Genomic DNA, 14,402 nt, shown 5'->3' with positions numbered 1-14,402 from the left:
CCACATGGTTTCGGATCGATCATCGGATCGGAATAGAGGCTGCCGCCGCCGGCTGCCAGCTTTCAAGAAGAGGGGGTTTCAGGCCGGCCGCCGCGTCTGCCACAGGCAGGCGCCGGCGATGATCGCGGCCCCCAGCCAGATGCGCAGGCTGACCGGCTCGGCGAAGAACAGCCAGCCGTAAAGCGCCGCCCAGACAAGGGCGGTGTATTCGAAGGGCGCCAGCACCTGCGCCTCGACCCTCGCATAGGCGCGGGCCAGAAACTGCAGGGCGATCGCCCCGAACAGCCCGGCAAGCGCCACGAACGCCAGTGTCTCCCCGCGCGGAACCAGCGCGGCGGCCGGGGCGGTGAGCAAGGCCGGCGGCAGCAGCACTAGGGCCGGGAAAATGGCGCCCAGCAGGCTCAGCACCGCCGGGCCGTCTCTCGCGGCGCGCATCCGCATCAGCACCACCGTCACCGCATAGCAAAGCGCCGAGACCAGCACCGCGCCCACGCCGCGCAGCTTGTCGGCGGAAAGGGAAGCCGGATCGAAGCCCACGGCGACGATCACCCCCAGGAAGCCGATCAGCCCAGCGGCGACGCTTCCGGCCCGCATCCGCTCCTTCAGCATCACCGAGGCGATGGGCGGGATCAGCAGCGGGGCGATGAAGGCGATCGTCACCGCCTGCGCCAGCGGCAGGATGGTGAGCGACCAGAAGAACAGCGTCGCCGAAATGGCGATGACCGCGCCCCTTATCGCGTGCACGGGCAGCATTTCGCGGGTGATGGCCGGGCGGCCGGCGCCGATCCAGATCAGCGCGGTGAAGAAGATGGCGGAAAGATAGCGCCAGAAGGTGGCGACGATCGCCGGATTGCCGACGACCAGCCATTTCATCACCGCGTCCATCGCGCAGAAAATGGCGATGCCGATGATGTAGAGAAGGATGGGGCCGCCGCGCATGGGCCTGCCCGATGGCCGCAATGCAGCGCGATTGCAACCGCGGCGCCCCGCTGGCATGGAGGGTGAAAGCCGTAACAAAATGGCAATATCGCGTGAAAGCGACGGGATCAGGCAAAGGGAGGTTTGACGATGGCCAGACTGTTGGGGAATCTCAGCACCACTCTGCTGCTCAGCGTGGCGCTGCTGCTGGTGGTGGCCTATGGCTTCCACGGGCCATTGTTCGGGGATGGCGTCGGCTACGCCAATGGCGTCTTCCGTTACCTGCACGTCCTGTGCGGAATCATGTGGATCGGCCTGCTCTACTATTTCAACTTTGTGCAGATCCCGACGATGCCCAGGGTGCCGGCCGAGATGAAGCCGGGCGTTTCGAAATATATCGCGCCGGAAGCCTTGTTCTGGTTCCGCTGGGCGGCGCTGTTCACGGTGCTGACCGGCCTCATCGTCGCCATGCTGTCGGGCTATCTGGTGGACGCGCTGCTGCTGCGCTCGCCCTTCCGGCTGATCGGGCTGGGCATGTGGCTGGCGCTGGTGATGGCCTTCAACGTCTGGTTCCTGATCTGGCCGAACCAGAAGAAGGCGCTGGGCCTGGTGGAGGCGGATGCCGAGACGAAGGCCCGCGCCGCGACCACGGCGATGCTGGTCAGCCGCACCAACACGCTGCTGTCGCTGCCGATGCTCTACTGCATGGTGACGCAGGGGCTGCTGGGCGGCGGCTGAAAAGGGGGGGCGGGCACCCCCCTTATTCTAGAAGCGGCGGCGGGCGGAGAGCATCCAGCTCCTCGGCGGGTTCAGATAGCTGTAGCCATAAAGGCTCGCTTCGCCGCCGGCCCGGTTCAGGCAATTCTCGCAACTGAGCGCCAGCCGCCAGTTCTCGTCGTCGGTCCGAACCTCGATTCCCGCGTTCAGCAGCCAGAGCGCCTTCGCCGCCGAGCCGGAAATAAAGCCCCCACCCAGCGCATTCGCCGGGAAGACGCTGCCATCGAAAGCCGGCGCGGACGCCCCTTCGTAAAGCGAGGCGTTGGCGGAATCCGTTTCCATCCTGGAGCGATAGACGAGGCTCGCGCGCGGGCTGAGGATGATGCCCGACTGGTTCACCGGCACGTCCCAGGCGGCGTTCAGCGCCAGGGTCCAGTCCGGCGTGTGCGTCGGCGTCGCCAGGCTGCCATCCGCCGTCACCAGCCCCACGGCGCAATTGGACGCGGCGTAGCCCGAAGGGCCAAGCGGCAGCTTTCCGGCGGCGAGGTCGGCGGCGCAATCCTGCTGCTGCTGGCGCACCGTCTTCAGCCCGTTCGCCGTCAGCCCCAGCGCGTCGGAAACGGCGTAGCGGTCCTTCTGATAGGTCAGGTTCAGGCCGATGTTCAGCCCGGCGAGCGGCGTGGCCGCCACTTCCAGCTCCACCCCGCGGTTGCGGTAATCGGCGGCGTTGCCCAGCGCGACGCTTGCCGAATCCTCCCGCAGCATCGGCAGTTGCCGGTCGTCGGCGTTCAGCACGAAGCCGGTCAGGTTCAGCCGCAGCCGCCCGTCCAGCCAGACGGATTTCAGGCCTGTTTCATAGGTCCAGGCGGTTTCCGCTTCCGTCGCCAGCAAGGCGTCGCGCCGCAGCGCGCCGGCGTTCCAGCCGCCCGAGCGGTAGCCGCGCGCGGCGCTCGCGTAGAAGTTCACGCCCTCCGCCGCCATGAAGCTGAGCGCGAAGCGCGGAGTCCATTGCTTCGTCTTCAGCGTCTCACCCGGAACGCCGGTCAGGCAGTCGGCGATCGCCGCCGTGCAACCCGCGCGGTTTTCCCGCACGGACAGGCGCTTTTCCTCGTCGGTGTAGCGAAGCGCGGCGGCCGCGGTCAGCCGGTCGCCCAGCAGGCGGGCGGAAAGCTGCCCATAACCGGCCTTCGCCCTGGTGCGGCTGCGCAGCAGGCGGTCCCCCAGCAGCAGCGGCTGCCCGGCGGCCGTGCCGTCTTCCAGCGTCTGCAGGTCGGCGACATCGGCGGTGCGTTCCTCGTCCAGCCACAAGCCGCCGAGCGTATAGTCCAGGAAGCCGAAATCGCCCGACAGCCGCACTTCCTGCGAAATCTGGCTGACGGAGCCGTCCGTCAGCCGGCTGCGACCTCCATCGGCAAAACCCCGCACCGGCGGGCGAGGCGTGGCGATGTCGGGCAGGCCGCGCCCATCGCCATAGTCCAGCGCCGACACTTCCTCGTTCGAGACATGGCCCGTCAGGATGTTCAGCCGATGCGACTCGCCCGCCCATTGCAGGTCGGAGGTGACGAGCGTCGTCGAAACTTCGTTCCCCAGCGTGAAATTCGCCTTCCGGCCGGTGATCGGCAGCGAATATTGCGGGCCGCCGCCCAGAAGCCGGTCGGTCACCATCCCGGTCGAGACGATCCGCCGGCCGCATTCGGAAGGCGCGGCCGGATCGCAGCGGAAGTTCAGCAGATTCTCGCCGTTCGATTCCATATAGGCGACGGAGGCGTTCCAGCTCAGCCGCTCCGTCGCCTGCAGCAGCACACCCAGGCGCAGGCCGGCCCGGTCGCCGTCGTTCAGCCGCTGGCCCGTGACGGGGTTGCGGGCATAGCCATGGTCGTCCTGGTAGAAGGCCGAGAGCTTGATCCGGAAGATGTCCGCCAGCGGCATGTCGACCGAGCCGCGCAGCTGCCAGCGGTCGTTCGCGCCATAGCCGGCCTCGATGAAGCCGCCGAACTCCTCGGAAGGCCGTTTCAGCCGGACGGAAATCGCCCCGCCCAGCGCGTTGCGGCCATAGAGCGCGCCCTGCGAGCCGCGCGCCACCTCCACCCGCTCCACATCGAACAGCCCGAGGTTGTTGCCGTTGACGCCCGGCAGCACCACCCCGTCCACCAGCGTGACGACGGCGGGATCGGCGCCGGGCAGCGTTTCCGAGGTGCCCAGCCCGCGCAGATAGAGGCCGTTCGCGGAACCCGCGCCCGGCACATGCGCGGCGACCAGCCCGGGCACATTGCGCGCCACCCCCAGCAGGTCGGTCACGCCGATCGCTTCCAGGTCGCGCGGCGAGAAGACGCTGGCGGCAAACGCCACCGAGCGGGACGGGCGAAGCTGCCGGTCCACGGTCACGAGGATGTCCGAAGGGCCTCCGGAGGCCGGGGGGGGCGCTTCCCCGGCCATTGCGGCGCCAGCCGTCAGAAGGGCCGCGGACCCCAGGAAAAATGATCGCATGGCCTGTGGGCATATCCGCGCCACGTGCGCGCGTCCAGCGGCCATCTCGAAGGGCGGATGGACCGGCCGGATCGGGAGACCAGCGCCAAACCCCCATCTCCGTCACCCCGGGCTTGACCCGGGGCGACGGGTGTTCGTGCGCCGGAACCTTTCCAAGCCGCCGAAGCTGGGGCAAGTGCCCGATCACAATGGCTGCGCTCGCTTTGCTAACGAACGGACTCTGGTGGCTGTCGCTGGCGGCGACCCTCGCCGGAGCGGTCGCGCTGGCGCGGTCGCGCCGGACCGCGCCTCTGGCGCCGCTCATGGCCTACGCCGCCGCCATCCTCCTCACGCTGGCGACGCTGCTAGATCTGCGCGCGGGCGGCTGGCCGGACATGGGCGGCCGCATTTTCCGGGCAAGCCTGGCGCTGCTGGCGACATGGCTGCTGGTGGCGCTTCCGGCCTTTTCCCCCCAATGGAGCGGTTGGTGGAGCGGCTGGTTCTGGCAAGCGCTGGCCCGCTCCGGCGGCTTTCTCCACGCGGGCTTTTTCCTGGCGCTCGGCGCCGCCTCGTTGCGCAACGAGACGCCGCTGCCCCCGACCATGGCCGTGCAGATGCTCCTGCTCGGCTGCGTGCTCCTGCTGCTGCCGGCGCTGGCGCAGCGCAGCGCGACCGCTGGCCGGAGGCTCTCCGGCTGGCTGGCGATCCTGCTTCTGGGGTCGATGGGAGTCGCCGCCTCGGGGCTGGCGACGCCGCCGCAATCGGTCAGACCGGCTTCGGCGCCATGATCATCAGCATCTGCCGGCCTTCCATGCGCGGCAGCTGCTCGATCTTCGCATAGTCCACGCTGTCGTCGCGCACCCGCTCCAGCAGCTTCAGGCCCAGCTGGCCATGCGCCAGCTCCCGCCCGCGGAAGCGAAGCGTCAGCTTCACCTTGTCGCCCTCCTCGATGAACTTCTTCACCGACTTCATCTTCGTCTCATAATCATGATCGTCGATGTTCGGGCGCATCTTGATCTCCTTGATCTCCTGCACCTTCTGGGTTTTCCGCGCGGCGGCCGCCTTTTTCTGGCTTTCGTACTTGAACTTGCCGACATCCAGGAACTTGCAGACCGGCGGGTCGGCGTTCGGGCTCACTTCCACAAGATCCAGCCCGACTTCCTGCGCCATGGCATAGGCTTCCCGGGTATACAGCACCCCGATATTCTCGCCATTCTCGTCGATCACGCGCACCTTGGGCACCGTGATCCATTCATTGTAGCGCGGTCCGTTCAACGGTTGCGGGGCTGGCCCGATCGGGCGCCTCATCATCGGCGGTCTTATGGTCGTCTCTCCTTGACTGTCTGTCCACTGTGTCCAATTTAGAGATTCGCGAGGCCAAAGCAAAGGGCGCCTTCGGGGAAGGCCGCTCTTTTCCTGCCTGCCCGCGTCATTCCGGCAACGGAATAAACTCCGACTCATCGGGAATCCGCCCGTAACGACCGCCGAACGGGTCGGCTTTCCATTCCGCCCGGGCGGAGTCGATCAGCGCCTGCTCGCTCGCCACCAGGTTCCACCAGATAAGGCGCGGCCCGTCCATCGGCGCCCCGCCCAGCAGCATCACCCGGCTGGCGCCATTGGCCTTCAGCCATGCCTCGCCGCCGCCGTCCTGCAGCACCAGCATATGGCCGGCGGGCACGGTTTCGCCGTCCTGGGTCGTCACTTCGCCTTCCACCACATAGAAGGCGCGCTCGGCATGTTCGGCCGGCAGCGGCAGCGTGGTGCCCGCGGCCAGTTCCGCATCCAGATAGAAGGTCGGATGGTTGAACGCCACGGGGGAGCGCGTGCTAAAGGCGGTGCCGGCGATCAGCGTGCAGCGCGCGCCCTCCATTTCCACCACCGGCAGGGTTTCGGCCGGATGGTGCACGAAGGAAGGCGGGCATTGCTCGTCCGCCTTGGGAAGCGCCACCCAGCTCTGGATTCCGTGCAGCCTGTGCCCCGACGCGCGCAGGTCCGCCGGAGTCCGCTCCGAATGGGCGATGCCATGGCCCGCGGTCATCCAGTTGACGGCGCCGGGCCCGATGTCCAGTTCCGACCCCAGCGTGTCGCGGTGGCGGATCCGGCCTTCGAACAGATAGGTGACGGTGGCGAGCCCGATGTGCGGATGCGGGCGGACGTCCATTCCCGTCCCCGGCTCGAACCGGGCCGGGCCGATATGGTCGAAGAAGATGAAGGGGCCGACGAGGCGCCGGCTGTGGTGCGGCAGCAGCCGGGCCACGGTGAAGCCGCCAAGGTCCCGCGGCTTGCCTTCGATCCTGAGCATGTCTGGCTTCTCCCTGTGCTCGCTCTTCGACGCCAAGGGCGCTTTTCGCTCTCGCGCCCGGCGGGGAATCACCCCGTCCGCGCCCCTGATACTTGCGTCGGCGCCTGTCGGCGAGCGATAGCCGCATTGCCCGCCAGCAAAATGTGGGAGAGGGGCTCTACCCCAGAGAAGCTACGAACCGCGAGACGGCCGACGCCAGCTTCGGGCGCACCGCATCGTGGAACAGCCAGTGGCCGACGTTCGGCCATTCCTCATAGTCCACGCGCCCGCCCGAGCCGGCCAGCAGCCGGGCGGTCCTGCGCGAGACGGCGGCCGGAACGATCCGATCCTCCAGCCCGGCGATGACGAGGGCCGGCATGCGCAGCCGGGCATAATCCACCCGGCTGCCCTTGTCCGGGTCCAGGAAGGGGGCGGCGATTTCCGCCAGCACCGCCCCCGAATCCCAGGTGAGCTCGGCGAGCGCCGGGCGGATTTCCGCTTCCGGCACGCCGTTGAAGACCCCCGCGCGGGAAGCCTCCTCGCCGATCAGCGTCGGCTCGTTCCACCAGCCCCAATGGCCGGTCACGCCCCACATGGTCCGCAAGGAAGCGGCGCTCAGCGCCGTGCCGAAGGCGGCCGCCTGCGCGGAAGGGGCGGTGGACAGAAGCACCAGCCCGCTCGGCTGGACGGTTTCCGAAACCAGCTGCGCCAGCAGCCCGCCCATCGAATGGCCCAGCACCACAACCGGGCCTTCCAGCGCCGCCGCCTCGCGCTCCAGCGCCGCCACATAATCGGACAGGCGCAGCGCGCCGAGCGCCGCCGGGGCCGGGGCGCCCGGCGGCAGGTCGTGATGCGGAAGCGTGACGGCCGCGCTGCGGATGCCCGCCGCCTCCAGCTCGGCGCGGAGCCGGGTGAAGGTGGAGGGGCGGCTCCACATGCCGTGGATCATCAGGATCGCCGGCAGGCTCACTGCACGACCCCGGCGGCGGCGAGCGCCGCCAGCGTCACGATGTCGGTGGCGGTCGACGTCATGGGCACGACCTGCACCGATCGCCGCATGTTCATCAGCACCGGGCCGATCACCCGCCCGCCGCCCAGTTCCTTCAGCAGCTTGGCGGCGATGTTGGCCGATTGCAGGCCCGGCGTCACCAGCACGTTCGCCGGCCCGGTCAGGCGGTTGAAGGGATAGACCGCCGCCATCGAGCGGTTGAGCGCCACGTCGACCGACATCTCCCCTTCATATTCGAAGCCGGGGCGCAGCTCGTCCAGGATGGCGACCGCCTCGTGCAGCGCGCCGAGATAGCTGCCCGGCGGGTTGCCGAAGTTGGAATAGGACAGGAAGGCCACGCGCGGCTCCAGCCCGATGCGCCGGGCGGCGCCCGCCGTCTTGACGGCGATGTCGGCCAGTTGCGCGCCGCTCGGCCGTTCGGTGACGGTGGTGTCGGCGATGAGGAAGGTGCTGGAGCGGCCGACGAAGATGTGGAAGCCGAAGGGCGTATGATCCTCCACCGGGTCGACCACCAGCCGCACCTGGTTCATCACCTGGTGGAAGTGGCGCGTCACGCCCGAGACCATGGCGTCCGCCTCGCCCATCTCCAGCATCAGCGCGGCGAAGACGTTGCGTTCGTTGTTCACCATCCGCTGCACGTCGCGCCTGAGATAGCCCTTGCGCTGCAGCCGGTCGTAAAGCTGCTCCACCATGGCGGGGACGAGCGGCGAATTGGCGCTGTTGTAGATGGGGTAGTTCTCGGGATCGTTGACGCCGATCCGGGCGAAGCCCTCGCGGATCGGCTCTTCCCGGCCGACGAGCAGCGGAACGCCGTAACCGGAGGTGCGGAAGGAGACGGCGGCGCGCAGCACCACCTCCTGCTCTCCTTCGGCGAACACCACCCGGCGGTTGCGGGCGCGCGCCGCCTCGAAGCTGGCGGCGAGCGCGGAAGAAGCCGGGTTCAGCCGGGCGCGCAGCTCCAGCCGGTAGGCGTCCATGTCGAAGATGGGCTTCTTCGCCACGCCCGAATCCATCGCCGCCTGCGCGACCGCCGAGGGCACGCGCTCGATGAGGCGCGGATCGAAGGGGGCGGGGATGATATAGTCCGCGCCGAAGCTCTGCGAGCCGCCATAGGCCGCCGCCACTTCGTCCGGCACGGCCTCGCGCGCCAGCTCGGCGATGGCGTGGGCGGCGGCGACCTTCATTTCCTCGTTGATCTTCGTCGCGCGCACGTCGAGCGCGCCGCGGAAGATGAAGGGAAAGCCGATCACATTGTTGACCTGGTTCGGATAGTCCGAGCGGCCGGTGGCGATGATGGCGTCCGGCCGGGCGGCCTTCGCCACTTCCGGGCGGATTTCCGGTTCCGGGTTGGCCATGGCGAAGATGATGGGCGAAGGCGCCATCGCCTTCACATCGTCGCCGTTCAGCACATTGGCGGCGGACAGCCCCAGGAAGACGTCGGCGCCGACCAGCGCCTCCTTCAGCGTGCGCTTGTCCGTCTCGGCGGCGTGGGCGGACTTCCACTGGTCCATGCCCTTTTCGCGGCCCTTGTAGATGACGCCCTCGCGGTCGCACATGATCACATGGTCATGCCGCACGCCCAGCGCCTTGATGAGCTCGGTGCAGGCGATCGCCGCCGCCCCGGCGCCGTTCACCACCACGCGGATATCGGCAAGCTCGCGCCCCGTCACATGCGCGGCGTTGATGAGGCCGGCGGCGGTGATGATCGCGGTTCCATGCTGGTCGTCGTGGAAGACAGGGATGTTCATCCGCTCGCGCAGGGTCTGCTCGATGATGAAGCATTCCGGCGCCTTGATGTCTTCGAGGTTGATGCCGCCGAAGGTCGGCTCCATCAGCTCGACAGCGTCGATGATTCGGTCCACATCCTCGGTCTTCAGCTCGATGTCGATCGAATCGACGTCGGCGAAGCGCTTGAAGAGGACGGCCTTGCCCTCCATCACCGGCTTGGCGGCGAGCGCCCCCAGATTGCCCATGCCGAGGATCGCGGTGCCATTGGAGATCACCGCCACCAGATTGCCCTTGGCGGTGTAGTCGTAGGCGGTCGAAGGGTCGTCGGCGATCGCCTGCACGGGCACCGCCACGCCGGGGGAATAGGCGAGCGACAGGTCGCGCTGCGTCGCCATCGGCTTGGAGGCGATGATCTCGATCTTGCCCGGCCGCCGGGCCGAGTGAAACAAAAGTGCTTCGCGGTCGGAAAAGATGGGCCTTTCAGCCGGCGTGTCGCTCACGAAAATCCTCTCTCTTGTGCACTTCCCTCCAGCGGTTGATAGGCGTGGAATATGACGACCGCAATTGGCAGCAGCACGCTTCCCAAAGGCATAACTCCCATGATGCAGCAGTATCTCGGGCTGAAGGCCGAGGTGCCGGGCGCGCTGCTGATGTTCCGCATGGGCGATTTCTACGAGCTGTTCCTGGAGGACGCCGGCGTCGCCGCCCGGGCGCTCGACATCGCGCTGACGCATCGGGGCGAGTATCTGGGGCAGCCGCTGCCGATGTGCGGCGTGCCGATCCACGCGCATGAGGCCTATGTCGCGCGGCTGGTGAAGGCGGGCTTCGCCGTCGCCATTGCCGAGCAGACCGAGGATCCGGCGGAAGCGAAGAAGCGCGGGTCGAAGTCGGTGGTGCGCCGCGAGGTGGTCAGGGTGATGACGCCCGGCACTTTGACCGAGGAACGGCTGCTGGACGGGCGGCGCGCCAACTGGCTGCTGGCGGCCTTCCCGGCGGGCGCGGAAACCGGGCTGGCCTGGGCGGATATTTCCACCGGCGACCTGTTCCTGGCAACCGCGCCCTCCGCTTCGCTCGCCGACGAACTGGCGCGGCTGGCGCCGGCGGAGACGCTGTGGCCGGAGGGGGCGGAAGGCGCCGGAAAAGGCACGGAACTGCCCGCCGCCCGCTTCGACAGCCGGCTGGGCGAGCGGCGGCTGGCGGAGCGTTTCCAGGTGGCGACGCTGGACGGCTTCGGCGCCTTCCCCCGCCCGGCGCTGGCGGCGGCGGCCGGGCTGCTGGCGCATCTCGACCAGACGGCGCGGGGCGCCGCCGTGCTGCTGAAGCCGCCGAGGCGGGTGGAGACCGACCGCGCCATGGCGATCGACGCCGCCACCCGCCGCAGCCTCGAACTGGTGGAGGGGCCTTCCAGCCTGCTCGGCGCCATCGACCTCAGCGTGACGGCGGCGGGCGGGCGGCTGCTGGCGGCGGAACTGGCCGCGCCCTCGCGCGATCTCGCCGAAATCGAGGGACGGCTGGACCTGGTGCAATGGTTCGCGGGCGATGCCGGGCTGCGCGCCGACGCCCGCACCCTGCTGCGCCGAGCGCCGGACGTGGCCCGCGCGCTGGGGCGGATCGCCGCCGGGCGTGGGTCGCCGCGCGATCTCGCGGCCCTGCGCGACGGGCTGGCGGCGGCCGATACGCTCGGCCGGCTGCTGGACGTGGCCTCGGGCGGCGGCGCCCCGGCCGCGCTCGACCCGCTGCGCCAGGGGCTGGAGCCGCCGCGGGCGCTGCTCGAGCATCTGGCGGCGGCGCTGGTGGAAAGCCCGCCGGTCAATGCGGCCGACGGCGGCGTGGTGGCGGACGGGCACGACCCGGAACTGGACGAAGCCCGGCGGCTGGCGCGCAACGGCCGCTCGGCGCTGCTGGAACTGGAAGCGCGGCTGAAGGCGGAAACGGGGGTGGCGACGCTGAAGGTGCGCCACAACAATGTGATCGGCTACCATGTCGAAGTCGCCTCGCGCGCCGCCGACACGCTGATGGCGCTGCCGCAGTTCCAGCACCGGCAGACGCTGGGCAACGCCATGCGCTTCGACACCGCCGAGCTGAACGCGCTCGCCAGCCGCATCGCCGCGGCGCAGGGCGAGGCGCTGGCGCGCGAGGCGACGCACCTGCTGGCGCTGAAGGAGGAAGCCGTCGCCGCGACCCTGGCCATCGGTCGGGTGGCGGATTCGCTGGCGGCGATCGACCGCTCGGCGGCGCTCGCCGAACTGGCGACGCGCCATGGCTGGGCGCGGCCGAAGCTGACGGAAGGCGCCGATTTCCGAATCACCGCCGGCCGGCATCCGGTGGTGGAGGCGGCGCTGTCCGCCAGCGGCCAGCCCTTCGTGCCCAACGACTGCCGGCTGGAGGCGGACGGCCGAGTCTGGCTGGTGACCGGCCCCAACATGGGCGGCAAATCCACCTTCCTGCGGCAGAACGCGCTGATCGCCGTGCTGGCGCAGGCCGGCAGCTTCGTGCCGGCGATGGAGGCGGTGATCGGCCTCGTCGACCGGCTCTACAGCCGCGTCGGCGCTTCCGACAGCCTGGCGGAGGGGCGCTCCACCTTCATGGTGGAGATGGTGGAGACGGCAGCCATATTGAACGGCGCCACCGGCCGCTCGCTGCTGCTGCTGGACGAGGTGGGGCGCGGCACCGCCACCTGGGACGGGCTGGCGCTGGCCTGGGCGATCCTGGAGCGAATCCACGACGGCATCGGCGCCCGCGCGCTGTTCGCCAGCCATTATCACGAGCTGGCGGCGCTGAAGGGCCGGCTGGGCGGGCTGGCGCTGAAGTCGCTTTCGGCCCGGCAGTATAAGGGCGAGCTGATCTTCCTGCACGAGGTGGCGGACGGCGCCGCGCCCGGCAGCTTCGGCCTCGACGTGGCCCGCCTCGCCGGCGTTCCCGCCGATGTGCTGGCGCGCGCCGGGGAAATCCTCGCCCGGCTGGAAAGCGGCGACGCCGGCAAGAGCGCGCGGCAGGCGCTTTCCGACCTGCCGCTGTTCGCCGCTTCCGCCCCGCCGCCGCCGGCCGAGGACGGGCTTCGCGCGCGGCTCGCCGAAATCCAGCCGGACGGGCTGACTCCGCGCGCGGCGCTGGATCTGCTTTACGAATTGAAATCGCTGGCCGAGGATGGCGGCCGATGATGCGCGCCTTTCCCCTCCTCGCCCTGGTCGCGGCCGCCCCTGTCATGGCGCAGGGCGCCTGGAGCGAAGCGGCCGCGCGCGAGACGCTGGCGGCGGTGCAGGCCGCCGCCGCCGAGGGGCTGAACCCTTCGGACTACGCCCCCGAAGCGCTGGAAGCGGCGCTGAAAGCCGGCGATCCGGAAGCCATTGCCACCGCCGCCGAGGCGAGCTGGCTGGCGCTGGCGCAGGATTATGCCGCCGGCCGCACGCCGCAGGCGGCGCGTGTCGGCTGGAAGTCGCCGCCGCCCCGTTCCGATCCGGAGTGGCTGAAAGCGAAGCTGGCGGCCGGGCTGGAGGCGCACGCGCCGGGCGCGGCGCTGAAGGCGCTGCTGCCCACCCACCCGCATTATGCGGCGCTGAAGGCGGCGCTCCCCGCCGCCGAGGGCGAGGCCCGCGCCCGGCTGCGCGCCAATCTGGAGCGCTGGCGCTGGACGCCCCGGCAGATGGGCGAGCGCTATCTGCTGGCCAATGTCCCCGCCTTCGAAGTGGACCTTTGGGACGGCGGCCGGGTGATCGCCCGCCACCGCACCATCGTCGGCACGCCAAAAAACGCCACGCCGCAATTCTCGGCGGTCGTCACTGCCGTCACCATCAACCCGAGCTGGTATCTGCCCCAGAGCATCGTGAAGGAATCGGTGGGCGGCCTCATCCAGCGCAGCCCGGCGGCGGCCCGCGCGCGCGGCTATCGCTGGACCTCGACGGAAAGCGGCCTGCAGGTCACGCAGGTGCCGGGGCGGAACAATTCGCTGGGCACGCTGAAGATCGAGATGCCCAATCCATGGGCGATCTATTTCCACGACACGCCCAACAAGCAGCTTTTCACGAAGCCGGTCCGCGCCTTCTCCCACGGCTGCATGCGCACGCAGGGGATATTGGGGCTGGCCCTCAGGCTGCTGGAGGATGTGCCCGGCTGGGACGCGGCGCGGATCGACTCCACCGCCGCCACCAACGAGACGGAAACCATCCCCCTTCCCCAACAGGTGCCGGTGCATGTCGCCTATTTCACCGTGGCCCCCGGCCCGGCGGGCAGCCTGCGCACCTTCGCGGACATCTATGGCCGGGATGCGCCGGTGATCGCGGCCCTGAAGCCGAAGGCTGTCAGGTCATGATATCGTCCAGGCCGGGGACTCATATTCCCCTTCGTCACCCCGGGCTTGACCCGGGGTCCAGCTTTCCCGCCACCGTGGGCCAGAAGCGGGATCCCGGGTCAAGCCCGGGATGACGGAAAACATATCCATTACCTGCCTGGGTTCTCAACCCAAGGTTGTCAGGCCGTGATCCCAAAGCGCCCGGCGTAAAGCAGCCGCCCCGGCCCCAGCCGGCTCAGCACTTCGTCCAGGCTGCCGTTGGTCTCGTCGAAGGCGAAGCAGCCTTCCGAGCGCCCGGTTTTGCCATGCTGGCGCACCATCGCGTCGGACACATACCAGGCGCCGTGGATGACGATGGCGCGCGGCTCGGCATTGCTGTTCTCGGGATCGAGGCCCAGCAGCCGCTGCGAGCGGCCGTGCTTGCCACTGTAATAGGCGCCGGTCAGATAGCCGCCCATCGAACTGGCGTTGGAGCCGTGCTCGTTGGAAAAGCGCTCCGCCCAGCCGCTGTGCGACGGGTCGGAGCCGCGCCCATGGCTGACGAGATGGCTGGTCGCCCGGCCGTTCGCCAAATCCACCAGCCAGAAGCGCGGCCGCCCGGAAGGCCGGGCGAAATCGGCGATGCCCACCACGTCGGTCTGGCGGACGCTGGAGGCGTGGCGCGCCAGCCCCTCGCGGGCGACTTCGGCGAGCGTCCGGCCCCTGGCGAAGGCGGGGGCGGCAAGGGCGGCAGCCGCCGCGCCGACCAGCGCGCGGCGGGAAATGCGGGGCATGGAGAAGGAGCGACCGTTCATTCTCTCAACAATAGCCATGCCGAATTCCTTCACAGCCCCCTGAGCGGCGGGCCGTGGGCATGCGGCGGCGAGCCGTGGAAATCCGGGCGGAACAAGCGGCATCCGCCAAAGCCCGACGGCCCGTTAGAATGGCTCCGGAAACGATCCGTCGCCCCGGGCTTGAGCCGGGGTCCAGCTTTCCGCCCGGCGAGACGGTGGAGG

General features: G+C 69.4%; 11 protein-coding genes. 4 read left to right on the top strand and 7 right to left on the bottom strand.

The annotated features are described in order from the left end of the window. Positions 1 to 78: 78 nt before the first annotated feature. The gene (locus L6Q21_RS12960; protein WP_237831190.1) at positions 79 to 939 is read right to left on the bottom strand and encodes a DMT family transporter; all 861 of its coding nucleotides are present in this window, start codon (positions 937 to 939) and stop codon (positions 79 to 81) included. Between the two features lie 129 nt (positions 940 to 1,068). Between L6Q21_RS12960 and L6Q21_RS12955 the strand changes: the two genes are divergently transcribed. Next, the gene (locus L6Q21_RS12955) at positions 1,069 to 1,656 is read left to right on the top strand and encodes a urate hydroxylase PuuD (protein WP_237831189.1); all 588 of its coding nucleotides are present in this window, start codon (positions 1,069 to 1,071) and stop codon (positions 1,654 to 1,656) included. 27 nt (positions 1,657 to 1,683) lie between these two features. Here the strand turns inward: L6Q21_RS12955 and L6Q21_RS12950 are convergent, their stop codons facing one another. Beyond that, the gene (locus L6Q21_RS12950) at positions 1,684 to 4,071 is read right to left on the bottom strand and encodes a TonB-dependent receptor (protein ID WP_237831188.1); all 2,388 of its coding nucleotides are present in this window, start codon (positions 4,069 to 4,071) and stop codon (positions 1,684 to 1,686) included. Positions 4,072 to 4,310: 239 nt separating this feature from the next. On the opposite strand from L6Q21_RS12950, the gene L6Q21_RS12945 reads away from it, so the two are divergent. Continuing rightward, the gene (locus L6Q21_RS12945) at positions 4,311 to 4,889 is read left to right on the top strand and encodes a hypothetical protein (RefSeq protein ID WP_237831187.1); all 579 of its coding nucleotides are present in this window, start codon (positions 4,311 to 4,313) and stop codon (positions 4,887 to 4,889) included. Here the strand turns inward: L6Q21_RS12945 and infC are convergent. The 4 genes from infC to L6Q21_RS12925 form a co-directional block, all read right to left on the bottom strand. Continuing rightward, complete coding sequence (infC, locus tag L6Q21_RS12940) at positions 4,867 to 5,412, bottom strand: translation initiation factor IF-3 (RefSeq protein ID WP_237831186.1); 546 nt, start codon at positions 5,410 to 5,412, stop codon at positions 4,867 to 4,869. The genes L6Q21_RS12945 and infC overlap by 23 nt on opposite strands. Before the next feature lie 118 nt (positions 5,413 to 5,530). Then, entirely contained in the window at positions 5,531 to 6,403 is an 873-nt protein-coding gene (locus tag L6Q21_RS12935) for a pirin family protein (protein ID WP_237831185.1), read from the bottom strand. Positions 6,404 to 6,560: 157 nt separating this feature from the next. Further along, entirely contained in the window at positions 6,561 to 7,352 is a 792-nt protein-coding gene (locus L6Q21_RS12930) for an alpha/beta hydrolase (RefSeq protein WP_237831184.1), read from the bottom strand. Then, the gene (locus tag L6Q21_RS12925; RefSeq protein WP_336246246.1) at positions 7,349 to 9,619 is read right to left on the bottom strand and encodes an NADP-dependent malic enzyme; all 2,271 of its coding nucleotides are present in this window, start codon (positions 9,617 to 9,619) and stop codon (positions 7,349 to 7,351) included. The genes L6Q21_RS12930 and L6Q21_RS12925 overlap by 4 nt, the downstream gene beginning before the upstream one ends. Positions 9,620 to 9,670: 51 nt before the next feature. Here L6Q21_RS12925 and mutS point away from each other — a divergent pair, with 51 nt between their 5' ends. Continuing rightward, the gene (mutS, locus tag L6Q21_RS12920) at positions 9,671 to 12,280 is read left to right on the top strand and encodes a DNA mismatch repair protein MutS (RefSeq protein ID WP_237831183.1); all 2,610 of its coding nucleotides are present in this window, start codon (positions 9,671 to 9,673) and stop codon (positions 12,278 to 12,280) included. Further along, positions 12,277 to 13,428 (top strand): L,D-transpeptidase family protein, encoded by a 1,152-nt coding sequence (locus tag L6Q21_RS12915; RefSeq protein ID WP_237831182.1) that lies wholly within the window; start codon positions 12,277 to 12,279, stop codon positions 13,426 to 13,428. Before mutS ends, L6Q21_RS12915 begins: the two co-directional genes overlap by 4 nt. A gap of 158 nt (positions 13,429 to 13,586) precedes the next feature. Here L6Q21_RS12915 and L6Q21_RS12910 read toward each other — a convergent pair whose 3' ends face one another. Next, entirely contained in the window at positions 13,587 to 14,219 is a 633-nt protein-coding gene (locus L6Q21_RS12910; RefSeq protein WP_237831181.1) for a murein L,D-transpeptidase catalytic domain family protein, read from the bottom strand. Positions 14,220 to 14,402: the final 183 nt, after the last annotated feature.

It is taken from the genome of Sandaracinobacteroides sayramensis (genome assembly GCF_022014495.1).
GTDB lineage: Bacteria > Pseudomonadota > Alphaproteobacteria > Sphingomonadales > Sphingomonadaceae > Sandaracinobacteroides > Sandaracinobacteroides sayramense.
The sequence above is the reverse complement of the archived record's forward strand: the minus strand, read 5'-3'. Positions and strand labels throughout refer to the sequence as shown.